The 23,593-nt window shown below is 65.6% G+C and carries 18 protein-coding genes; 10 read left to right on the forward strand and 8 right to left on the reverse strand.

The genetic code is table 11. The annotated features are described in order from the left end of the window. The first annotated feature begins 1 nt into the window (after position 1). Genes V6U71_RS15010 through V6U71_RS15025 form a run of 4 tightly spaced genes read left to right on the forward strand, consistent with a single transcriptional unit; the run spans position 2 to position 3,241 of the window. Positions 2-982, forward strand: coding sequence for a type II secretion system F family protein (locus V6U71_RS15010; RefSeq protein ID WP_411339210.1), 981 nt, complete (start codon positions 2-4; stop codon positions 980-982). After that, the gene (locus V6U71_RS15015) at positions 979-1,875 is read left to right on the forward strand and encodes a hypothetical protein (protein WP_411339211.1); all 897 of its coding nucleotides are present in this window, start codon (positions 979-981) and stop codon (positions 1,873-1,875) included. Before V6U71_RS15010 ends, V6U71_RS15015 begins: the two co-directional genes overlap by 4 nt. Then, positions 1,875-2,774: a tetratricopeptide repeat protein gene (locus tag V6U71_RS15020; protein ID WP_411339212.1), complete on the forward strand. Its 900-nt coding sequence runs from the start codon at positions 1,875-1,877 to the stop codon at positions 2,772-2,774. The genes V6U71_RS15015 and V6U71_RS15020 overlap by 1 nt, the downstream gene beginning before the upstream one ends. 29 nt (positions 2,775-2,803) lie before the next feature. Then, entirely contained in the window at positions 2,804-3,241 is a 438-nt protein-coding gene (locus V6U71_RS15025) for an A24 family peptidase (RefSeq protein WP_411339213.1), read from the forward strand. 18 nt (positions 3,242-3,259) lie between these two features. On the opposite strand, the gene V6U71_RS15030 is transcribed toward V6U71_RS15025, so the two are convergent. Genes V6U71_RS15030 through V6U71_RS15040 form a run of 3 tightly spaced genes read right to left on the reverse strand, consistent with a single transcriptional unit; the run spans position 3,260 to position 5,308 of the window. After that, complete coding sequence (locus tag V6U71_RS15030) at positions 3,260-3,631, reverse strand: TadE family protein (RefSeq protein WP_411339214.1); 372 nt, start codon at positions 3,629-3,631, stop codon at positions 3,260-3,262. A 59-nt stretch (positions 3,632-3,690) separates the two neighbouring features. Next, complete coding sequence (locus tag V6U71_RS15035) at positions 3,691-4,149, reverse strand: TadE/TadG family type IV pilus assembly protein (protein ID WP_411339215.1); 459 nt, start codon at positions 4,147-4,149, stop codon at positions 3,691-3,693. 4 nt (positions 4,150-4,153) lie between these two features. Then, positions 4,154-5,308, reverse strand: a complete 1,155-nt coding sequence (locus tag V6U71_RS15040) for a pilus assembly protein TadG-related protein (protein ID WP_411339216.1) — start codon at positions 5,306-5,308, stop codon at positions 4,154-4,156. A gap of 484 nt (positions 5,309-5,792) precedes the next feature. Here V6U71_RS15040 and V6U71_RS15045 point away from each other — a divergent pair, with 484 nt between their 5' ends. Then, on the forward strand, positions 5,793-7,577 hold the full coding sequence (locus V6U71_RS15045) for a gamma-glutamyltransferase (protein WP_411339217.1): 1,785 nt from the start codon (positions 5,793-5,795) through the stop codon (positions 7,575-7,577). Between the two features lie 112 nt (positions 7,578-7,689). On the opposite strand, the gene V6U71_RS15050 is transcribed toward V6U71_RS15045, so the two are convergent. The 5 genes from V6U71_RS15050 to V6U71_RS15070 all read right to left on the reverse strand — a co-directional run bounded on the left by V6U71_RS15050 (position 7,690) and on the right by V6U71_RS15070 (position 14,665). Then, entirely contained in the window at positions 7,690-8,610 is a 921-nt protein-coding gene (locus V6U71_RS15050) for an alpha/beta hydrolase (RefSeq protein ID WP_411339218.1), read from the reverse strand. Beyond that, positions 8,610-9,884: a metal-dependent hydrolase family protein gene (locus tag V6U71_RS15055; protein ID WP_411339219.1), complete on the reverse strand. Its 1,275-nt coding sequence runs from the start codon at positions 9,882-9,884 to the stop codon at positions 8,610-8,612. The genes V6U71_RS15050 and V6U71_RS15055 overlap by 1 nt, the downstream gene beginning before the upstream one ends. After that, complete coding sequence (locus tag V6U71_RS15060; protein WP_411339220.1) at positions 9,881-11,581, reverse strand: DUF885 domain-containing protein; 1,701 nt, start codon at positions 11,579-11,581, stop codon at positions 9,881-9,883. The genes V6U71_RS15055 and V6U71_RS15060 overlap by 4 nt, the downstream gene beginning before the upstream one ends. Positions 11,582-11,598: 17 nt before the next feature. Continuing rightward, entirely contained in the window at positions 11,599-13,302 is a 1,704-nt protein-coding gene (locus V6U71_RS15065) for a gamma-glutamyltransferase (RefSeq protein ID WP_411339221.1), read from the reverse strand. 208 nt (positions 13,303-13,510) lie between these two features. Continuing rightward, positions 13,511-14,665, reverse strand: a complete 1,155-nt coding sequence (locus V6U71_RS15070; protein ID WP_411339222.1) for a helix-turn-helix transcriptional regulator — start codon at positions 14,663-14,665, stop codon at positions 13,511-13,513. Between the two features lie 119 nt (positions 14,666-14,784). Here V6U71_RS15070 and V6U71_RS15075 point away from each other — a divergent pair, with 119 nt between their 5' ends. The 5 genes from V6U71_RS15075 to V6U71_RS15095 all read left to right on the forward strand — a co-directional run bounded on the left by V6U71_RS15075 (position 14,785) and on the right by V6U71_RS15095 (position 23,581). Beyond that, positions 14,785-16,824 carry a prolyl oligopeptidase family serine peptidase gene (locus V6U71_RS15075; protein WP_411339223.1) on the forward strand — a complete coding sequence of 680 codons (2,040 nt, stop codon included), beginning with the start codon at positions 14,785-14,787 and terminating at the stop codon, positions 16,822-16,824. A gap of 105 nt (positions 16,825-16,929) precedes the next feature. Next, on the forward strand, positions 16,930-18,930 hold the full coding sequence (locus tag V6U71_RS15080; protein WP_411339224.1) for a S9 family peptidase: 2,001 nt from the start codon (positions 16,930-16,932) through the stop codon (positions 18,928-18,930). A gap of 173 nt (positions 18,931-19,103) precedes the next feature. Further along, the gene (locus V6U71_RS15085; RefSeq protein ID WP_411339225.1) at positions 19,104-21,251 is read left to right on the forward strand and encodes a TonB-dependent receptor; all 2,148 of its coding nucleotides are present in this window, start codon (positions 19,104-19,106) and stop codon (positions 21,249-21,251) included. 124 nt (positions 21,252-21,375) lie between these two features. Beyond that, the gene (gene folD / locus V6U71_RS15090) at positions 21,376-22,260 is read left to right on the forward strand and encodes a bifunctional methylenetetrahydrofolate dehydrogenase/methenyltetrahydrofolate cyclohydrolase FolD (RefSeq protein WP_411339226.1); all 885 of its coding nucleotides are present in this window, start codon (positions 21,376-21,378) and stop codon (positions 22,258-22,260) included. Between the two features lie 73 nt (positions 22,261-22,333). After that, positions 22,334-23,581, forward strand: coding sequence for a sarcosine oxidase subunit beta family protein (locus tag V6U71_RS15095; RefSeq protein WP_411339227.1), 1,248 nt, complete (start codon positions 22,334-22,336; stop codon positions 23,579-23,581). Positions 23,582-23,593: the final 12 nt, after the last annotated feature.

Consider the following 23,593-nt stretch of genomic DNA (forward strand, 5'->3'; position numbering starts at 1 on the left):
TATGGTCGAACAGATCGCCCTGTCCCCCTTCATGCGCTGGGCCGTCCTGCTGCTGCTGTTCGCGCTCGTGACCGCCGCCACCTTTCTGGCGATCCGGACCGTACTCAGCCGCCGCCTGGTTCTCGATCGGCTTGAGGAGCAATCGAAGGCGGCCATTTCGGAAAGCGCCGCCGCCAGGCTGCAAGCGTCCGCAGCAAAGGCCAGCGCCTGGGCAAGGCTCACCGAGCGGATCGAGCGAGGCGGTCTTTCGCTGGGGGATTCCGATCCCAAGGCATTGCAGCGCAAGATGATCGCCGCAGGCTATCGCTCACCGCAGGCTCCGAAAATCTTCACGCTGGTCCGCCTGCTCTTGATCGTGCTCCTGCCCACGATCGTCGTTCTCCCCCAACTGGCGTCGGACAAGCCGATCTCGTTGCTGAGCCTCTATCTGCAGGGGGCGGGCTTCGCCGCGATGGGTCTTTTTCTGCCCAATCTCTACCTGACGGCGAAAGCAGACCGCCGGCGTCAGGAAATCGTCAACGGCTTTCCCGATTGCCTCGATCTGATGCTGGTCTGTGTCGAAGCGGGGATGGGGCTCGAAGCCGCGCTGGACCGGGTGGCGCGCGAAATGACGACTTCGCACCCGCTCGTCGCCGAAACGCTGCTGCAAACGACCCTCGAATTGCGCGCCGGCGCCAGCCGCGAAGAAGCGTTGCGCGCCATGGCCGACCGCACCCGCGTCGACGAAATCCGCGCCTTTGCGACGCTGCTGATCCAGTCCGACAAGCTGGGATCGAGCATCGCAATGACGCTCCGCACCTACGCCAGCGAGATGCGCGAAAAGCGGCGGATGCGCGCCGAGGAAAAGGCGCATCGCCTGCCCGTCCTCCTCTCGATCCCGCTCGTCGTCTGCATGCTGCCGGTCATGATCGGCGTGCTGATGCTGCCCGCTGCCGTCCGGGTCGTGCGCGAAGTCGCGCCGGCCCTGACGGGAGGGGGATGACCGTGCGCGTCCGTGCGCTGTCCTTTGCACTGGCCGCATGCGTTCTCGCAAGCTGCTCGTTCGGCCCGCGCCTGCAATCGGCGCTGCCGGTGGTTCGGGACGTACCGGTTCTCGCCGGCCTGTCGCCGGCCGAATCGCTCGCCCGCGCACGGACCTATCTGACGTCGCGGCAATATGGCCTGGCGATCGAACTGTTCAGGGCGGCGGGCCGCGATCCGGCGCTCGAGATCGACAGCCTGAACGGGCTTGCGATCGCCTATGACGGTATCGGCCGACGCGATCTCGCCGAGCGCTATTTCCAGAAAGCGCTCGCCTCGCGAACCGGCGACGAGCGCACGCGTCGCAACCTCGCGGCCTTCTATGCAGCGTCGGGGCAGTCCGAAAAGCGGCAGGCCCTGCTCGCCGACGCGGCGGCCGCGCCGATCGATACGCAGGCGGCCGCTGTCACGAGCGAGCCGTCTTTTCCGCCGACACCGGGGTCCGCCGCGCGACCGGTCGCGGCCGCGAGCGCCGATCTGCGCACAACAAGCCCGCTTGGCGAAAGTTTTGCCCCCTTGCTGGTAAAGGCCGGCTTCAGTGACGAAGCATCGCCGCTGCCGGCATCGCTTTCGGACGATTTATCGATAGCGTGCCTCGGCAACAGCGCGGCTGCGCGACGCGATGCCGACGGGGCGATGCGGATGTTTCGCATCAGTATCGGCGAAGTCTATATTGCAACCGAACCCGGCGGAACCTCCTGCGCCCTGGCCCCGCAGGCCGGGGATCCGGCGAGCGGAGCCGGGACGATGAGCAACACGGCCTATCTGGAGCTGCTCGCTGCCTATCTCGACCGGCTCAACCGGCTGAATCTTTTCGCGGAGCTTGCCTTGCCAGCCCCGACCGGGACCAGCTGATGCATCGCCGTCGTAACCCGGCCTTCGCGCTGATCGCGGCGATCGCTGCGGTCTGGCTGTCGATCGCTCCGCTCCGGGCCTATGAAAATCCACCCGCGCCTCCCCTGCCCACCAACCTCGCTGCACAGCGAGCCGATATGCTGGGGGCGATCGACAAGGCGTTGGCGGGTCAGCGGCTCGTCGAAGCAAAGGCCTTACTCGACCGGCTGGAACACGCGCCGGGCATGGACGAAGACGGCCGCGCCGACCTGCTTCGCGCCGAATGGCTGATCGCGGTCGGGCGTCCGCGCGACGCGATCCCGCTCCTCGTATCGACCGAAGAGGTCGACGGCCGACGGTGCCGGAAATTGTCGGCCGGCATGATCGCCCTCACCCAGCTTTCCGAACTCGATCAGGCCGACCGTCTCGCCGCTGCTCCCGCAGCGACCTGCATCGCGGATCCGTTATACTGGCGCAGCCTTGCCCGGTTGCACCTTGCCCGCGGTCGCGCGCCGGCCGCGGTAAGCGCGCTTCGCAGGGCTCTTGCACTGGTTCCGGAAAGCAACGCCGTGGCGGCCGATCTGGGCGTCGCATTGATCGCAACCGGCGACGCCGCCGAGGCGGCGGGTCTGTTGTCGAAGCTTCTGGCAAGCGACCCCGGTCAGTCCGAGGTCCGGATGAACCTCGATTATGCGAACGGCATGCTGGGATTGCAGCCAGCGCGCGCGGTATCAGACAGCGATCTCGGGTGGAGCAACCGCCTGCAGTTCGCGGGGCTGGGCGCACAGCGGGCGAACCATCTTGTGCTTGCCGAGGCCTTGCTGGGTCAGGCGCTGATCGAACGGCCGCGCCATGACGACCGGCTGTGGCACCAATATGTCGCCGTCGCCGGGCGCCACCGAAAGGGCGCGGGACTTTGATCGCCATCAAGGCGGCGTTTGTGACCATATTGGCGTTCGCCGCCTGGTCCGACGCGCGCCGCTTCCTCATTCCGAACATCTACCCATTGCTGCTGCTGTTGCTGGGCGCGCTGGCCTGGGTCGCGGGCTTCCCCTTTGCCGCGCCGCTCTGGTCGCACGCGGCGCATTTCGTCGTGGCGCTCGGACTTGGAATGCTGCTGTTTCATTTCGGCTGGTTCGGCGGCGGCGACGTGAAACTCTATGCGGCGCTCGCTTCGTGGTTCCCGCTCTCAAGCGGTCTTTTCCTGTTGCTTGCCGTGTCGTTGAGCGGTGCGGCGGTCGTCCTGCTGTCGATCGTCTTTCACCAGATCCGGGCATTTTACGGTCCGGCGGAGCGCAAAAAGAGCAGCTTCATGACGCGCCGGATTGCGTACGGGCTGGCGATTGCGGCCGGCGGGGCGTTTTCGATGTTCTGGCGCTATTCCTGACCGGCGGCCCGCGGGAACTCAGGTTACCGGCACGGCGGGACGGCAGGCCTTTGCGGTCAGTGTAACGCTCAGCGGGATCGCCGGCACGAGCGCCTGAAAATCATAGGATGCCTCGACCTGCCTGCCGCATGCGGGGGACGAGGCGGTGAAATTGTCCGCCGTGAGGACGACCCCCGCGTTGCTCGCGGCGGTCGCCGCAAAACCCTGAACATTCTCCGCTGTGTCGCACAGGCGGGTCGTCAGTTCGGGACGATCGAGCGCGTAACAACGCGCCGCCGCCTCGACCACCGATTGCATCGTGCTGCGCATCCACATCGCCCGCCCAAATTCGATGATGCCAAAACTGAACACCAGCAGCAGCGGCATGACCAGTGCAAACTCGGCCGCCATCGCGCCGCCCCGCGCGCGACGGAATCGGCGCAGCCACGCCGCCATTCCGGCCCGCCCGGTCATGATATACGCACCGTCGCGGTGCCCGACAGCGACACCGGACTGAACCAGATCGGCGTGTAGTCGGTGCTCGTCTGCACCGTCACATAGCTGCCGGGAAATTCATCATTCGCGCATTTGACGCCGGCGCTGCCGGGTGTGATTCCCGTTGTCGCGTCGGGACAGCCGAATGCCTTCGCCGGCGCCGCGGGGAAAGTGACCGCCAGATTGGTCGCGCTCGTTGCGGCTGCCTGGATTTTTACCGCGTCGAACCCCTTGGTCGCATTGACGAGCGCATAGTTGGCACCGGCACGCGCTGCCGCCTGCACCTCCATCTTCGTCCACGCCATCGCGCCGAGATCGATGGTGCCGATCAGCAGCGCGATCAGGATCGGCAACACCAGCGCGAATTCAACGCCGCTCGCGCCCGCTCGATGGCGCAGCAGTCGGTTCAGGAAGGAAGGCACGCGTCCGGGCATCGCTTCACTCCATCAACGCGATCGATGAACTACCCGGGCTGCGGATTCCGGTGCCCGGGCAATTATTGTTCATGTTCGCGTTGTTCTTCATGCTGATGCGTTGCGCCACCAACTGCGTGCACAGCCCGGCGTTGAACGTCATATTGTTCTTGAAATCGATATTCTGATTGCGGAAATACATCGCGCCCTGGACGTTGAACGTGACATTGTTCTTGAAGTCCTGGCTGGTCGGTGACGTCGCCAAGCTCATGATGGCAATGCCGGCATAGGTGCCTGTGCTGGGCGCCGTGATGTTCAACGTCATACCGTTGTTGGTGTTCGCGTCGTTAAACGCAGCGCCGTTCATAAGGATCAGGGTCACCCCGCCGGTTGCATTGATCGTCAGATTGTTGCCGTTGGTCAGGCTCTTTCCGATGTAGTAGGTGCCGGCGGACAAGTTGATGGTCACGCCGTTCCCGACCGCGATGCCTTCGCAAAAATAACCGGGGCTGTAGTTGACCGTCTGGTTGTTGCTCGCGGTCATTTTGGCGGTGCCGGTGCAGGAGGATGGCACCGTCACGTCGGCATAGGGGTCCGCCACGGGCGGAACGCCGGTCTGTTCGGTTCCGATCGTCGCGCCGTTGCTCTTGCTGACCGTCCCCGACACATAAGCCGATCCGAAAATCTTGCTGTTGTTGGACATCGACATATTGGCGTTCGAATAGACGGCACATCCGGGATTTGTGACTTCGTTGTTGTTGCTCATGCTGATCGCGGTGCCGCTCGTGGCAAGGCCGATGATGCAGGCGTTCCCGCCGGCTGAGCCGCCCGCGACCGCACGGGCGCGGACATTCGCTTCGCCGCCGAGCAGATATCCGGCGAGCCAGGTCGCCTGCGGCTCGGTCACCGTTACTTCCCAATAGCCGCTTTTCCCGGCAAACTGTCCCGCGGCTGGCGGGTTGGTCACGGTCACCGCGACGCCATTCTGGCCATCGACGAAACCCATGCCCGCCGTGATCGCGCGGGCATTCATTGCCGCGTTGGCACTGGTGTTCCCGGCTTTTGCCGCCACCGCCGCCGAGAAGGCGGCCTGATCGGCAGCGCCCTGCGCCTGCCGCTTCTGGACATTCCAGATGCCGACATCGACGGCCAACGCGCCCATGCCGACCAGAACCGGCATCGCGATTGCAAAAACGGCTGCCGTCGCGCCGCGGCGATCCGCAGGCAGCCTGGTCCAATTCCGCATGCGAGCCCTCCCACAAGAATCACGCTGCGACCCGCAAGAATGCTACGCCATGGTTGATGAATCTTCAACCAAGAAATGGGCAGAAAAGCGCTCCTTATGGCACAAAATGAGGCATATTATCCAAGCAAAGGCGGCGCGAATATTATAATCCTATCCGCCAGATTGCCGGACTCTGCCTTTCGCTCCGATGGAAAGATCCTTTTTCTTCCATGTCATCGTGTCCGATTTGCATCGGCCATGCTGTTTACCGCCAGATCTCGTCTCGTATATTTTCATTCTTTTATAGCGACTTATCTCGTCACCCGTTTCGCGAATATGCCGCACGACCAATTTTATACATTAGTGCTTGATTTACGCGAACGCTGGCGCCTAGACTTCCTGCACCGCATGCGCGGCGTGATCGGCGGAGGATTTCGACATGACAGACGCAGTGAAAGAAGGTCCGGCGCCCAGCAACGCAGCGCCGACCGCAAGCGCTGGCACCGGTGCGGCAAAGACGCTTGCTCCTTCGGGCTGGCCGGCGGCGGACCGCGACCATTTCTGGCAGATCCAGCAGACGGGGTTACCGGGCAATCCGGCCGGCCGCGGGCAAGGTGGTGCGGTCGCGACGGCGCTCAACGGCTTCGCGGCGCGCGTCGGCGAGGAGGCGCTGCGCCAGGGCGGGTCGGCGGTCGACGCGGTGATGAGCGCCGCGCTGGCGCAGATCGTCCTCGGCGGGGGCGCGGTGATCAGCTTCTTCGGTATCCTGGCGCTGATGCATGTCGACGGCGAAAGCGGCGAGGTGACCTCGCTCAATGCCGGCTGGAACACCGTGCTCGGCGAGGACGATCCGATGTCGATCCCGGGCAAGGTGAACGCCGCCGGCGACGGCATCGCGAACATGATGGGTTCGGGCGAGCCGTCGGGCCGCACCGCAATGGTCGGCGGTTTCATGCGCGGGCTCGAAGCGGCGCATCGCCGCTATGGCAAGCTGCCGTTCGCGCGGCTGTTCGAGGCGGCGATCGAACTCGCCGAAGACGGCTTCATCGTCTCGCCGGGGCTGGCGCGCTATATCGATATCCGCAAGCAGGACCTCGCGCGGCTTCCCGAGACCAAGGCGGTCTTCTTCAAGGCCGACGATACGCCCTATGTCGAGGGCGATCATTTCCGCCAGCCGGCGCTCGCCGAGACGCTGCGCCGCGTCGCGGTGGAAGGCGCCGACTATATGTACACAGGTGCATGGGCGGCAAAATGCATCGAGGCGATCCAGGCCGATGGCGGGCGGATGACGCTGGACGACCTTGCCGCCTACCAGCCGGTGTGGTCCGACCCGGTGACGATCGAGCGCCGCGGACACACGATCGCCCTGCTCGGCGAACCGTGCGAAGGTAGCGTCAACCTTATCGAAACGCTCAACCTGTGCGAAATCGCGGGCATCCGCGAGCGCGGCCATTGGTCGCAGTCGGCCGACAGCCTGATGCGCCTCGCCAAAAGCTGCGCGGCGATGGGCGGCATGCGCTATGAAACCGAAGAGGAGCAGGCGGCGACCTTCCCGGGGATCGAGATGAGCCGCGACGCACGGCTTTCCAAGGAGCATGCGCGCGCCCTCTGGTCGCGGCTCGAGGAGCAATCACCGATCCGCTTCCTGCCCAAGGGCACACACTCCGACGTCGTCGTCGCGGTCGATGCCGACGGCAATATGGCGGCGCTCTGCCACTCGATCAATTGCCTGATCTGGGGCCGCACCGCGATCGTCGTCGATGGCGTCTCGGTCGGTGATCCCGCTGCTTATATGCAGACGATGGTCGCGGCGACGCCGCAGGGCGGGCAGCTCCCCAATCCGATCGAGGTCGGGATCATCCTGAAGGACGGCAAGCCCGACACCGCCTGGTCGTCGATGGGGGTCGGGCTGCATTACCAGACGACGCAGTCGCTGCTCAACATCGTCGATTTCGACATGGACCTTGAGGAAACGGCGAATGCGCCGCGCCTGTTGCTGCCGATTTCGCCCGACGCGAGCCAGCGCGAGTTGATCCTGCGCGTCGTCGACGGCGAGTTTCCCGACGAAGTGCTCGATGCCACCGGGCTCGAAATCAAGCGCATCCAGCCGGTGGAGGCGCGTTTTGCGCAGGGGCTATGGGTCGCGATCCGGCGCGACGCGGCGACAGGCGAGCTGACCGCAATTTCGCCGACTTATACCAACGGGCAGGCTACCGCATTTTAGGTAAAAATGCCGTCATTGCGAGCGTAGCGAAGCAATCCAGAGCGGTTTACGCTACCCTGGATTGCTTCGCTACGCTCGCAATGACGAAGAGAGGGGCCATCCGCCGCAAATATCATTCGCTTGCGGCGAGCGCGGCCTGCCAGTCGGGCTTGCCCTCGACCGGCGGCAGGAGAAACTGCAACGCCCTGCCGATCGCGGCGCCGGTCACCGATCCGTGCGTCTCATCGGGGAACTGCGTGAAACGGGTCTCGACACCGTGACGCGCGAGCGCAGCGCGCATCCTGAGCGCGTTGCTGATGATCGCGAAGTCCGCGAACATCGTCCCCGGATCCTCTTCGAGCGCCCCGGCCGACAGGAAGGCGCGCAGCCCCGTTGGAAGCGCAGGCAGGTCTTCGATCAGCCGCACCATCACCGGATCGCCCGCCGCTTGCGGCAGCGCCCCCTCGACGAGCGATTGCGGGTCGACGAGCATCGGGCTCATCAAAGCGTAGCCCTGAAACAACTCCGGCGCTTCCGCCATCGCATAAGACGCGAAATGCCCGCCCGCCGACATACCGAGAAGGATGCGGCGCGCCGGGTCGATTCCCGCAACATGCCCCTCGACGGCGGCGATGACATGGTCGCGCAGCGCCGCAAGAAAGGCGTCGGCGCCGCCGAATTCGAAGCTGCCATAGGCGCCCGCCGAAAAGCTGCGCCGCGGCCCGCGATAGAAGTCGAGAAAGCGGCGGGTCGAGACGAAAGCAAGGTCGCCTTTCTCTTCGGCATAGCCGATCCCGACCACGACGGCGGGGGCAAGCTCGCCGCCGAGGCTGCCGACGCGAACCGCATCGACAACGGTGCCGAACATATAGTCGGCGTCGGTGACATAGACGACCGCAGTCGGGTCATCGCTCGCCCCGACCGCGGGCTGGATCGCGCGCGCGATCGAGATGCGCAGCGCCGTGCCGAGACCGGGCGGCTCGATGACGAAGGTTTCGATCCCTGCCGCCGGACCCAGTGCCGGCACCAGTTCGACGGGCGTGTCGTCACTCATCATTGCTTCTCCTTGCCGGCCGTTATGCCGAGATCCTTTACGATGCGTCCGTCCTGAATCACGAGCGGGATATGCGCGCCGCCGTCCTGGAACAGCCCGAGGTCGTCCAGCGGGTTGCCGTCGACGAGGATCAGATCGGCGATCATTCCCGGCGCGATACGGCCGAGATCATCCTCGCGCCGGATCAGGCGGGCGTTGACGATCGTCGCCGAGCGGATGAGGTCGGCCGCGGGCATGGCCTGCCCGCGGATCAGGAACTCGCGGCCCTGCCGGTCGTGGAACGGCCCCAGCAGGTCGGTCCCGAAGCCGAGCTCGACGCCCGCCGACCGGCAGGTTTCGAGCGATCTGAGCCCCGCGTCGAACACCCCGGCATTCTTGGCTAGCGCGGCTGCCGGCATGCCATATTCGGCGCCATGGTGATCGAAGCTTTCATAGGTGGCGAGCGTCGGGACGACGAAGGCGCCGCGTTCGGCGGCGAGCGCCGCCACCGGCGCGTCGATCATATTGCCATGCTCGATCGAACGCACGCCGCATTCGAGCGCGCGTCGAATCGCCGCCGCCGAATAGGCGTGGGCGCAGACATAGACGCCCCAATCGGTCGCCGCCTGCACCGCCGCAGCGATTTCTTCGGCGGTGAACTGGAGGCTGTCGAACGGATCGCTCGGCGAAGCGATGCCGCCAGAAACGGTCAGCTTGACATGATCGGCACCGCGCCGCAATTGCTCGCGCACCCCGCGCAGCATGTCGGATACGCCGTCGGCGATGTGCGAGAGCAGGTCGATGCCGCTGCAGCAACCGCAGGTCGCCGGGCCATGTTCGACGGGGCTGCGATAATCGACATGGCCGCCGGTCTGGCTGATTGCCTTGCCCGCGATGAACAGCCGCGGGCCGCGCAGCGCGCCGCTCGCCACCGCTTCCTTGAGCCCATGATCGGCGCCGCCGGTGTCGCGCACCGTCGTAAAGCCGCGGTCGAGCATTGCGCTCAGGATCGGTCCTGCCCGAACCGCGGCGAGCGTTGCGGGCATCGTCTTCAATCGGCCGATATCGAGCTCGGAAATCATCGCATGGACGTGCGCGTCGATCAGCCCCGGCATCAGCGTCCGGCCGCCGCAGTCGATCACCGCGCCGTCGTCGGGCGTCGCCGGCCGATCGGAGACTTCGCCGATCCGGGCGCCCCGCACGAAGACCGACCGGCCTTCGGACAGCCGCCCGGCCTCGACGTCGAGGATGCGCGCGTTCGTCAGGACGAGCGCGGCATGGCCTGTAATGGTCAAGCCGCCTCCGCGACCTGCTGCCGCGCAGTCCAGTCGTCGATCAGCGCCTCCAGCACCGGCAGCGTCACCGGCCCCGCCGCCATCAGCGCATCGTGGAAATCGCGGATGCGGAAATCGTCGCCGAGCGCCGCCTCGGCCCGTTCGCGCAGTTCGCGGAACTTGAGGTTGCCGATCTGATAGGCGAGCGCCTGTCCCGGCAGGCCGATATAGCGGTCGACCTCGGCGGTCACCGTGTCGAGCGGCATCGCCATATTGGCCTGGAAATAGGCTATTCCCTGCTCACGGCTCCACCCCTTGGCGTGGATGCCGGTATCGACGACGAGCCGGACGGCGCGCCAGATTTCCATCTCCAGACGCCCGTAGCGCTTTTCGGGCGTGTCATAGAAATCCATCTCTTCGCCGAGCCGTTCGCAATAGAGCGCCCAGCCTTCGAGGCACGCCGAATAGCGCAGCCCACCGGCGCGGCGGAAGGCCGGAAGCTCGTGCATTTCCTGGATCAGCGCGAGGTGCATGAGATGCCCCGGCCACGCCTCATGGAGCGCCAGCGGGATATGCATGTAGCGCGGACATTTGCCGGGGATCGAGGTGATCCAGTGGACCCCCGACATGCTGCCGTCGGCGGGATTGGGCTGCGCATAGGCGGGCGGCATCTTCTCGGCGACCGCCTCGGGGATGCTTTGCACGCCATAGGTGGTCCGCGGCAGGCGACCGAAGAATTCGGGGATGCGCGCGTCGATCCGTTTCGACAATATCTCGATCTGCTCGCGCAGCGCCTCACCGCTTTCGGCGATCTGGCTGTTGTCGGTCTGGAGCCGGCGGCGGAACTCTCCAAGGTCGCCTGCGCAGCCCGCGTCGGCGGCCACCGCCAGCATCTCGCCGGTAATCCGCTCGACCTCCGCCAGGCCGAGTGCATGGATATCATGGGGATCGCCCGGCAGGGTGGTATATTCGCGGATCAGATGGCCATAGAAAGCGTCGCCATCGACATCGTCGATACTCGCCAGCCCGTCACGCGCCGCGGGCAGCAGCACCGTCTCCAGGAAATCGGCATAAGCCAGCACGGCGGGATAGACCGCCCGCTCGACAACCGCCCTGCCCTCTTCGGCCAGCGTCGCCCACGCCGCCGACCGGCTGGCGGTGCGCGCCAGCGGCTGGAAGAAGGCATTGGCCGCGACGGGCATCGCCACCATGCCGCGCGCCTGTTCGACCGCACGCTCGATCACCAGCCGCGGATAGCGCAGCCCCTGCCCGGCACCCTCTCCCAGCAAAGCGCGGATGTCGCCCAGCGCTGCCGGAACCGTCTGCAATCGCGCGATATAGATGTGCGCGTCGGCGACGGTCGCGAGCGCGGTGGCGTTCGCCCAGTAGGAAAGGGTGAAATCGGGACCGAGCGGATAGAGCGGCGGCCTGAGATACGCGCGGCAGGCGACCGCCGAGACGAGCGCCGACAACTCATGTTCGAGGAGCAGCCAGCTCGCCCGGTCCTGCGGGTCGAGCGCGTCGGTCGCGATCGTCCGGAGTTTCGCGAGCGCCGCTTCCGCCCATTCGGCGCGGCGGCGATGGTCCGCCGGCGCTTCGCGAAACAGGCTACCGGCATCGGTCGCGACGCCCGCCATGATCGCCTCGATCGGAAATTCGGCGCAGCGGAACGCCCAATAATCTTCGGCGAACTGCTTCAATAGCTGATGCTCGGCCATTTTTTCTCTCCCGTTCTTCAAGCCGCGATGCCGTCGGCAACCGCACAGCGGCGGGGGTCGGCGACCGCCGTCAAGGTTCCGCTCGCTTCGTCATGCGCGATGACCGAGAAGCTGCCCATGTGATAATCATAGCCCGACAGCGCACCGACGCGGACGCCGAGCTTGTGCAGATCTTCGACGACGCCGGGCGCAAGACGATCCTCGATCGCGACAAGCTGTGCTTCGCTCATCGGCAGCATCCGCGGCGCATCGACCGCGGCGTAGGGATCGAGCTTGAAGTCGAGCAGATAGGCAAGCACCTGCGGCAGCGTGCAGTGGATGTTGCCCGGCGACCCCGCCGAGAAGACCGGCTTGCCGTCCTTCAGCACCAGCGTGTTGCCGATGATGCAGCGCGCCTTGGCGCCCTTGATCAGCACCGTGTCCATCGGGCTCTGCAAGGCACCGAAGGTCGCGTGGCTGCCGACCATCGGGATGCCGCCGACAACCTGTCCGGGGATACCCGAACCTTGCAGCGTGTCCATGAACTGGCACCAATTGCCTTCGACATCGACGACCGCGATCTCGCAGCTTCCGCTCGGCTGCTTCTCCTCATGGTTGACCAGCCGCGGCTTGCCCGACGGCCCGGCAAAGGCCGACATCATGTCGCCCGCGCCCGTGCCGTCGCCCGCCAGGCGGATATGATCGGTCATGTCGACCTTCGGCCGCGACCCGCGGATCAGCTTGGCGAGATGCTTGTGGTAATCGTCGTCGAGCACCTCGGCACGCGGCACGCCATAGACCTGATCGTCGCGCGCATATTCCCAGTGCCGCTGGCCTTGACGCAGCGCATGGCCCATCGCCCAGATATGTTCTGCCGACCCCGGCGCCATGTCGCGGATGCAAAGATGCTTGAGCACGCCGAGCGCGACGCTGCTGAAAAAGCCCTGTGCCTGCGGCGGCCCGAGGAACAGAACCTCATATTCATTGTAGGCGAAGCGCAGCGGTTCGACCCAGCGCGGCGGCGTCTCGGTCATATGGTCCAGCCTGACCTTCCAGCCGAGCGCGTTGCCCTTGGCGACGAACTTTTCCGCCCACGGGCCGGTGATCATATAGTCGGGCCCGTTGTCGCGCACGCCGCGCAGCGTATCGGCCATCCCCGGCGGGGTGAAGATGTCGCCGACGTTCGGGAAATAGCCGTTCGGCTGATAGAAATCGCGGCCCTCGGGGAAATAGGTGATGAACTTCTCGCCGAAGATGTTGACGCCATATTCGAAGGTGGAAACCTCATGGCCTTTCTCGGCCCAATGCACCGCATCGGCGCAAAGGTCGGCCCAGTCCTTTGTCGCAAATTTCCGGTGGATTTCCTTGAGGCCGGGCATGAAGCCGGGGATGATCGCCGACGGCGGCGAGGTCGCGTAGCTGCCAAGGCCCGGCGGCACCGGCTTGAACGGCGGCAGACCCGACGGATGGCCGCCAAGGCTGTCGAGCTGGTGGACCTTGCCCGTCTTCGCCTCATAATAGAGCATGGTGACAAGACCCGCATGATTGGTCATGAAGGGTTCGGCCGCAGCCTGCACCATCGCGCCCGCGATCACCGCGTCGGCGGCGTTGCCGCCGCTGTTCAGCACCTTCATGATCGTTTCGGTAACGATCGCGCTGTCGGTCGTGACGGCCGCCTTGAGACCGGTGACCGGCGTCTTCGGGCCGGGGTTGCGGACATAGTCCGAGGGATTGCTGCTCAACGCTTGTCTCCTTGTCCCAAAGCGACGGCTTATTGCCGTTCGGCGCCCACCGCCCGTTATCGCGGGCCGAAATCAAGACAGTGCTGAACTGACTGGGGCGCTTCACTTTAACATGCATTGCTGTCTTTTTTGATGCAAGCCCTTTTGTGCGAGGTGCCGCACGACCCGTTCAAAAGCCGGTAGCGCTATCGCTGACGTACAGGGACGATCAGACGAACGGCAGCGCGCCGCGGCGCAGTTCGCTGGGGCTGATGCCGAAGCGGCGCTGGACCGCGACCGAAAAGCTCGACGGATGGTTGAAACCGACGGCATAGGCGATCTGGGTGATCGACGTGTCGCGCTGCCCAAGCAACGCCAGCGCGTGCTGCATGCGCAGGTCGCCGACATATTCGAAGACGGTCTGCCCGACGATCTGCCGGAAACTGGCGCAGAGCCCGCTGCGGCTGAGACCGACCTGCTGGGCCAGTTCTTCGAGCGACGGCGGGTCGACGAAATTCTCCATCAGCAATTGCTGCGCCTTGAGCACGCCGCGCGTCGTCAGCGCGGAGGCCTCGATAAAGGCAGCGCCCTCCTCCTGCCCCAACGCGTCGAACATATGGCAGAGAATCTCGATCGCCCGCGACTGGATGAACAGCCGGCGGCCATGCCCCTTCAGCGCGCACGCATGCAGCCGGTCGAGACCGCGGAGCAGCGCCGCGTCGAGCGGCAGGCGGCGCGCGACGGTGCGCTGGAGGCTGCCCGCAAGAAACGCCTGCACCACCGCGGGCAAATCCTGTTCGTTCCCCGCGTAGAGGCGCTTCAGCGCATCGCGGTGGAGATAGATCTGCACCATATGATTGTGTCCCGCGAACACGGCTTCGGCGGGCGGCAGCCCCGGGGGCTCGATGATGATCGCGGCGCCGGGCCCCTTGATGTCGAGCGTATCGCCACGCGACGCGACATATTCACCGTCGCCGGCGCTGGCGATCCGCACCCGCAACATGCCGGGCGCCGATACCGACAGCGCATAGGGTTCGGCGAAGGTGACCTCGCCGATGTGCACGAAAAATCCGTCGGCGAGCCCGCAAACTTCGGCGTAACCCGAGCCCAAGGCTTTCGCGAAGTTCATCCGATAGTGGCCGGGGTGGCCGAGCGACTCGAACGATTCGACCTCGGGGGGCAGACGCTCGTCTTCGGCGAGCATATAGTCGCCTGCCGCACCACTCAGCGCCAGCGGCTGCAGATCGTCCGACGGTACCGGAAAGCGCCGTGGCCGGCCCGCCGCGACATTGTTGCGGTTTCCAGGCCCAAGACGGGCGACCGAACGCGCAACGGCCGGCGACCCGGCGGGTCGCGCTGCGGCGGCTTGGCTCGATCGAGGCATGGCAGTCTCCCGGTCCGGTCACTTCGCGACGCTCGGCAAACAGTTTTGTACGTTATCGAAAGCAACCCGTCCAGTGGCGGCTAGGATCGCGGTCAAGACACGAAAGAGAGGATCAGACCATGCAAGCCATTCCCGTCCGGAAAATCGTCGGCGGCGTCGCGTTCGAGGATCGCTTCGCCCATCTGCAGGACGACACGCCCGAAGCGCTGGAATGGCAGTGGGCGCGCAGCAGCGCCGCGCAGGCAGCCGCCGAAGCCTCGCCCAATTATCGCCCCGTTTATGACCGGCTGCTGGCACTGGCCAGCGGCGGCGGCCTGTTCGCGCCGCGGAAAGTCGGGGGCATCTGGTTCGGTTACACGGGCGACGGCGGCGACATCACCTTGCGCGCCGGCGAAACCGCGCCCGGCGAAGGCCGGGCTATCGCGTCGACCGGCAGCCTCGCCGAAGCGGCGGGCGGCGGCGCCGTCATGATGACGTGGTTCGAACCTTCGCCGAATGGCCGTTTCGTCGCGCTGGCATGGGGACGCGATGGCGACATGAGCGGACAATGGACGGTGTTCGAAACCGCAACCGGTCGGCGCATCGTCGATGTTCCCGCGCTCGCCTACACCGGCGCCCGTCCCGGCTGGCTGCCCGACGAGAGCGGTTTCTGGATCGACGGCCGCACCGATGAAGGGCTGCACCGCCTGCGCTTCGTGCCTGTCGCCGATGGCGCAACCGAACGGCCCGACGTCGTGCTGCCGGAAACGCTCGTCGAGGCGAAGCATTCGGGGCTGACAGCGCATGTGTCGCCCGACGGCCGCCGCGCCATTCTGGTCACCGAACCGCACGAGCATATCGCGCTCGCCCTGCTCGATCTCGACACGCTCGCCGCGGCGCCCTTCCTTCCCGGCGGCTGGGACGGCGAATGCGACGGAAGCTGGATCGACGCCGAAACCTATGTCGCGCGCGTCAACGACGGCGCGCCGCAGGGCCGGGTCGTCGCCATTCCGGTATCGCATTCGACCGACCGGTCGACGTGGCGCGAGCTGGCCCCCGAAAGCGAAGGCTTCATCGGTTGGGCCGGCGTGATCGGCGGGCGGCTTTATGTCGGCGACCTACTCGACGTGTCGCTCCGCGTGCGCGTCTTCGATCTCGATGGCCGACTGGTCGAGACGCTGCCGCTCGAAAATCCGGGCTCCTCGCCGTCGCTGATGCTCGAGCGCTGCGTCCGCCCGAACGACATGCTCGTCTTCACCCATGCCACCTTCACCCGCTCGGCGGTCTTGCTGACGCACGATCCGAAGACGGGCGAATTGCGGCAACATGACGAGCCCGTGCATCGGCTGGACGATGCCGTCGCTGAACGCCGTTTCGCAACCAGCCGCGACGGCACGCGCATCCCCTATTTCATCGTTCGCAAGCAGGCGCTGCCGCTCGACCGCCCGCAGCCCGCGCTCGTCCATGCCTATGGCGGCTTCAACGTGTCGATGCTGCCGAGTTTTCCGTCGAATTTCGTACCCTTCATTGAGGCCGGCGGCATCTTCGTCCAGGCATCGCTGCGCGGGGGGGCCGAATATGGCAAGGGATGGCACGACGCCGGCCGCCTCCGCAACAAGCAGAACACCTTCGACGATCTCGCAGCCGTCGCCGAGGCGCTGATCGCCGGCGGCGTTTCGCAACCCGATCTGATGGCCTTCATGGGCGCGAGCAACGGCGGCATGCTCGCCGGCATCGCGATCGTCCAGCAACCGCATCTGTGGCGGGCGGTCGTCCCGTCGGTGCCGATCTTCGACATGATGGAAATGCTGCCGCTGACCGCGGCGACCGCCGGCGTCCGCGCGATCATGTATGAGGATTATGGCGATACCACCGTGCCCGACGTCGCCACGTCCGTCATCCGCTGGTCGCCCTATCACAACATCGCCGACGGCGTCGCTTACCCCGCAGTCTACCAGATCTTCGGCGAGCACGACGTCGGATGCATGCCCTTCCATGGCCGCAAGTTCACCGCGCGGCTCGACGAAGCCGACAGCGGCGGCCGCCCGATCCACTTCCGGGTGTGGCGCGACACCGGTCATGGGGTGGTCGATCCGGCGAAGGTGGCGGCGTGGAATGGCGAATGGCTGGCGTTTGTCATGGACCAGATCGGGATGAAGGCGGCCGAACCCGCCGCGTGACGGCGATCGCCTTTGCGGCCTGAAACGTCGATCCGACCATACACTATTGTACGTTTCGTCAATCTCGATATCATCGCATCCGAAAATTTCAGCCGAGGGAATCACATGCAGACCGATTTTCGCCGCCACCCGCTGTTCGAGAAGGCCGAGGCGCTGACCCGCGCCTGGCTGCGCCCCGGAACGGGCGAAGTGGCCGCGCTCGGACAGCTCGCGGCGAGCCCCGACGGCCGCCGTGCGGCCGCCGCCGCCCAGCTTTGCGAAGCGCTCGAAGGCGCGCCCTCGACGCGGATCGCCATCGTCGACCTCGCGTCGGGCGATCTCGATATCGTCACCGACGGGCCGCGCTCCGACAGCGCGCCGGGCTGGTCGCCCGACGGCCGCTCGATCGCCTTTCTGTCGGATCGCGAGCAGGCCTATGCGAACCGCCTGCGCATCCTCGACGTCGAAACCGGCGCCGACCGCGCCACGGCTGCGGTGAACGGCTTCGTCGAATATCTGCAATGGTCGGCCGACGGCAAGGCGATCCTGCTCGGCGTGGCGGGCTATGGATCCGATCTCGCTGGCGCGCAGGGCGCTTTCTCGGTCAGCCTCGAAAGCGAAGCCGGCGAACAACCGGCATGGGCACCGACGGTCGAGGGCGCACCCGAAGCGGCGCCATGGCGGAGCGTCTGGCTCTATGATCTTGCCAGCGACACCGCGCGTCAGATCACCCCGGCCGGGGTCAATGTCTGGCAGGCCGTCTGGTGCGGCGCCGACCATATCGCAGCCATCTGTTCCGACCAGCCCGAGGAGACATGGTGGTATTCCGCCGACGTCCGGCTGATCGAGGTCGCCAGCGGCGGCGTCCGCACGCTCTTCGAGCCTGCCGACCAACTCGGTTCGCTTGCCGCAGCACCCGCCGGGGCCACGGTTGCGGTTGTCGAGGCGGTGTGCAGCGACCGCAATATCGTCGCCGGCGACCTGCGCCTGATCGACGTGGCCAGCGGTGAGATCGCCCGGCCCGCGACGCTCGATGCCGACGTCGTCCAGTTGGGCTGGCGGAGCGACGACACGCTGCTGTTCGTTGTCGCCGACGGTCCCGAAACCGCCGTCGGCCTGCTCGACCGGCCCGCGGCGGCGAGCCGCGAAATCTGGCGCGGCGGCGAACGCACGCCTTCAGGCATGATGTTCCCCGAGGTCGCGCCGCTGGGCAGCGGGGCCGGTGATATCCTGTTCATGTGCGAATCCTTCTTCGAGGCGCCGACCTTGCGGGCCCTCGAAGAAGGAACCGAGCGCGAAATCCGCCGCTTCGGCACCCCGGAGGTCGACGCCGCCGTGGCCGGGCTCGGGTCGGCCCGCGACTTCAGCTGGACCGCGCCCGACGGGCTGGAGGTTCATGGCTGGCTGCTCACCCCGCCGGGCCCCGGGCCGCATCCCCTGATCATGCAGGTCCATGGCGGCCCGGTCTGGTATACGCGGCCGATCTACATCGGCCGCTCGGCGCTGCCGCAAATGGCATTGGCGGCCGGCTATGCGCTGTTCCAGCCCAACCCGCGCGGATCGAGCGGACGCGGCCAGGCCTTTGCGCGGCAGGTGTTCGGCGACATGGGCGGCGCCGACACGCATGATTATCTATCCGGGCTCGACGCGCTGGAGAAGGCGGGCATCGTCGACCCGGCCCGCATCGGCGTGACCGGCGGCAGCTACGGCGGCTTCATGACCTCGTGGCTGATCACGCAGGACCAGCGCTTTGCCGCCGCCGTCCCCGTGGCGCCGGTGACCAACTGGGTCAGCGAGCATCTGACCTGCCATGTCCCGACCTTTTGCGAGATTTTCCTCGACGACCGGCTCAGCAATCCGACCGGCAAATATTTCTCGCGCAGCCCGATCCATTTCGCCGATCGCGTCAAGACGCCGACGCTGAACATCTGCGGCGCGCTCGACAAGATCACGCCGGCGGGACAGGCGCTCGAATTCCATCACGCATTGCAGATCGCCGGGGTCGAAAGCGTCCTCCTGACCTATCCGCAGGAGGGGCATGGCGTCCGCACCATGCCGGCATCGTTCGATTATACAGCGCGCCTGATGAGCTGGTTCGCAAGGCACATGCCTGCAGATCCGGCCTGACCCATCGAGCGATTCGAAGCGGTCGAAACGCACCGATTACGATCAAAAATGCCGCAGTTTTCATGGGTTATCGGCGACCCAATTTTGCGTTGACCTACAGTACACTACTGTATAGTCATTGAGTCGAGAGAGATAAGATTGGACCAGTTCGGGAGGGTGGAATGAAACAGTGGATGGTGGCTCTTTTGGTCGGGACGGCATTATGTCCGGCGGCCGCATACGCCCAGTCGAACGCCGAGGCCGAGGCCGATCAGGCCCCGGGTGACATCATCGTGACTGCGCAGCGGTACGAGCAGCGCCTTCAGGATGTCCCGGTGTCGATCACCGCAATCGGCGCCGACGAACTCGCCTCGCGCGGCGCTGCCACGCTCGGCGACCTCCAATATTCGGTGCCCGGCCTGTCGCTGTACGAATATGGTCCCGGTAAGCAGGTGGCGCAGCTCCGCGGCATGGCGAACCTTCAGGGCGCATCGACCGTCGGCATCTATCTCGACGAAACGCCGCTCGCGCTCGACATCCAGGGGGATTCGATCTCGGTCCGCCTGCTCGACATGGAACGGGTCGAAGTGCTGCGCGGACCGCAGGCGACGCTTTATGGCGAAGGGTCGATGGGCGGCACGATCCGCTATATTCCCGCCGCGCCGAAGCTCGGCCAGGTGAGCGGCTCTGCCGAAGGCGAATATAGCAGCACGCGCTATGGCGGCGACGGTTACAAGGGCGTCGGCGTCATCAATGTGCCGCTCGGCGAAAAGGGCGCCGTGCGCCTCGTCGGCGGCTATGAGCGCCTTGCCGGCTGGATCGACAATGTCACGACCGGCGACAAGAACGTCAACTCGCAGGATCTCTATACCGTGCGCGGCAGCCTGCTGGTCGAACCGACCGACCGGCTCAGCCTGTCGCTGATGGGGCTGTATCAGAAGAGCGATCAGGCCAATCAGGATTTCGGCGTCAACCGCCAGACGATCGTCGCGACCCCGGCGTTCAACAAGGAACGCTATGCGCTGGTGCAGGGCAAGTTCGACTATGACCTCGGCGGCCCCATCCTTGCGGGTTCATTGAGCTATATCGACCGCACGAACCGCAGCGCGAGCGACCTGTCGCCCTTCTATGTGCCGGTGCTCACCGCGCCGCGCGAATTGGGCGGGCTCGGCCTGGCGCCTGGCTTCATCGACCAGGTCGTCCTTGCCGCCACTTATGACCAGCAGGTCTTCAACTCCGAACTGCGGCTTTCGTCGCAGGGCGAAGGCCCCGTCGGCTGGTCGCTCGGCGTCAACTATCGCGAACTCAAGAACCGCGTGATTTCGAGCGCCGAAACCGAACCCAACGACGTTCCGGCCGACGCCCTCTTCGGCGATGGCCGGCCATCGATCCTCTATCTCGATCAAAAAACCAAGATCCGCTATCTCGCGCTGTACGGCGAAGTGACCGGCGAGATCACGCCCGAGCTGAAGGTGACTGCGGGCGTCCGTTATTTCCGCGAACGGAAAAGCCAGGTTTCGGACAATACCAACTTCGGCATCGATGTTCTCGACATCAACGCGGGCACGTTCGAAACGGTCAACCCGCGCCTCAACCTCAGCTATGAATTCTCGCCCGATTCGATGATCTATGCGAGCGTCACCAAGGGTTTCCGCGGCGGCGGTTTCAACCTGACGTCGGCGGGCGGTGGCATTTTCGAGGTTCCGCCGACCTTCAAGCCCGACGAGGTCTGGACCTATGAGGTCGGGACGAAGCATCAGCTCTTCGACGGCAAACTGCTCCTCGACGCCAGCGTCTACCGCACCGAATGGTCCGACGTGCAATCCTATGCCTTTGCGCCGGGCAGCGCGATCACCATCACCACCAATTCGGGCGACGTCGCCGGCTGGGGCGTCGACCTGTCGGCGATGTTCCGTCCGATGCGCTCGCTGACGCTCAGCGCCACCTATGGCTGGAACAACCTCGAGTACAAGAATGCGACGGCCGACAAGCTGCCGGGCGATCCGGTCGATGCCGCGGTTCCCGAATCCTGGTCGGCATCGCTCGATTTCCGCCCGGCGCTCGGCGGAGACGTCACCGGCATCTTCCGCGTCGACTATCAGCACGCGGCGGCGGGCCAGATCACCCTGCGCAACTTCGGCGGCCAGATCATCCCCCGCCCCGGCCGCGACCTCGTCAATGCGCGGGTCGGTGCGGCAATCGGGCCGGTCGAGGTCGCGCTGTTCGCCAACAACCTGTTCAACGAGGACGCGCCGAACATCGTCGGTCCCTTCGGCGTCTTCCTCGAAAACCTCGAACAGCGGCCGCGGACGATCGGGATCAATGCCCGCATGAATTTCTGACGCACCATCCGGCGGCCTTGTCGCGGGGGATGCAGCGGTTCCGCCTTCCGGCGGGGCCGCTGCAATGCCGTCCGGCAAGATCGCACGGTGGGCAAGCCCCTCTCTCCATCGAAGGACCGGAACATTGGCAAAAATCATCGACGGACAAAAGCTGGCGCGGGCCTTGCGCGGCGACCTGCTGGAGCGGGCAGACGCTATCGCGGCGCGGCGCGGCACAGCACCCGGGCTCGCGGTCATCCTCGTCGGCGACGACGCCGCATCGGCGGTCTATGTGCGGAACAAGATTCGCGCCTGCGAAACGGCCGGCATCCACTCGACCTGCCTCCGCTTCCCTTCGACCGTCGGCAACGACGAATTGCTCGCGACGATTACGGCGCTCAACGAAGATGCCGCGATCGACGGCATCCTGGTGCAATTGCCGCTGCCGCCGCACATTGTGCTCGATCAGGTGCTGGAGGCGATTTCGGTCGAAAAGGATGTCGACGGCTTCCATCTCTACAACGTCGGCGGGCTCGTGACGGGCAACACGATCTTCTCGCCCTGCACCCCCTATGGCGTCGTCAAGCTGCTCGAGAGCGAGAATATCGCGATCGAAGGGCAAAATGTCGTCGTCGTCGGTGCCAGCAATATCGTCGGCAAGCCGATGGCGCTGATGCTGATGGCGCGCGATGCGACCGTCGCGATCTGCCACGCCAAGACGCGCGACCTCGCGCAGTTCACCATCCTCGCCGACATCCTCGTCGTCGCGGCGGGGGTGCCCGGGCTGATCATCCCGCAGATGGTCAAGACCGGCGCCGTCGTCATCGATGTCGGGATCAACCGGCTGCCCGACGGGCGCATCACCGGCGACGTCGATTTCGAAGGTGTTTCGGCCAAAGCGTCGTGCATCACGCCGGTACCCGGCGGCGTCGGACCGATGACGGTGACCATGCTGCTGGAAAACACCATTGCATCGGCGGAGCGTGGCTTGGCTCGCAGTGGGAGACTATTGGAAAATATGGATTCATAAGTGCGATTCTGCTCGCAATTCCAGTTGAAAAGTAAAATACACCTCTGTATAAAAAGAATCGGAGGAACCGAGATTGACCAGACATTATTCCGCCCTGTCCCTGCTCCGCGAAGGCCTGAACGGCCAGCGCGGCTGGCAGCCCGCCTGGCAAGACGCCGATCCCAAGCCGCGCTATGACGCGATCGTGATCGGCGGCGGGGGGCACGGTCTGGCGACCGCTTATTATCTCGCGAAGAACCACGGCATCACCAATGTCGCGCTGATCGAGCGCGGCTGGATCGGCGGCGGCAACACGGGCCGCAACACGACGATCATCCGCTCGAACTATTTCTTCCCCGAGACCGCGGCTTTCTTCGAATTCGCGCTGAAGCTCTACGAAGACCTGTCGCGCGAGCTCAATTACAACATCATGTTCTCGCAGCGCGGCATGTGGATGCTCGGCCATGATCGGCACGGCATGGAGATGCTGCGCCGCTCGGCGAATGCTATGCGGCTCAACGGCATCGATGCCGAGCTTCATGACGAAGCGGGCGTGCGCGCCGAGATTCCGGGGCTCAACGACTCCCCCCGCTTCCCGATCATGGGCGGCCTCAACCAGCCGCGCGGGGGATCGGCGCGCCACGATGCCGTCGCCTGGGGCTATGCGCGCGCCGCGTCGGCGCTTGGCGTCGACATCATCCAGAATTGCGAGGTGCAGGGTTTCCTGATCGAGGACGGCCACGTCCGCGGGGTCGAAACCAGCCGCGGAACGATCCGCAGCGAGTGTGTCGGCATGGCGGTCGCCGGCCATTCTACCGTCGTCGCCGAAAAAGCCGGCGTCCGCCTGCCGATCAGTTCCTATGCGCTGCAGGCTTTCGTCTCCGAACCGGTCAAGCCGTGCCTCGACACGGTGCTGCTGTCGCCGGCTACGGGCACCTATCTCAGCCAGTCGGACAAGGGCGAACTGGTTATCGGCGCGGGACTCGATCTTTATCTCTCCTACGCCCAGCGCGGCAATTTGCCGTGGATGGAGCGCGCCGCGGCGGGCGTGATCGAGCTGTTCCCGGCCTTCTCGAGGATGCGCTTCCTGCGCCAGTGGGCGGGCATCGTCGACGTCGTCCATGACTCGACACCGATCATCGGTGCCACCGACCTCGGCGGCTTCTACGTCAATTGCGGCTGGGGAACCGGCGGTTTCAAGGCGATCCCGGCGGGCGGCTGGTGCCTCGCACACGTCATGGCGACCGGCACCTCGCACCCGCTCGCGAGCGCGTTCAGCCTCGACCGTTTCAGGACCGGCGCGCTCATCGACGAGGCCTCGGCCTCGGGCATCGCGCACTAAGGGGGATCGACC

Origin of the sequence: Sphingopyxis sp. J-6 (assembly GCF_046603995.1) — a bacterium.
In the GTDB taxonomy this organism is placed as follows: Bacteria; Pseudomonadota; Alphaproteobacteria; order Sphingomonadales; family Sphingomonadaceae; genus Sphingopyxis.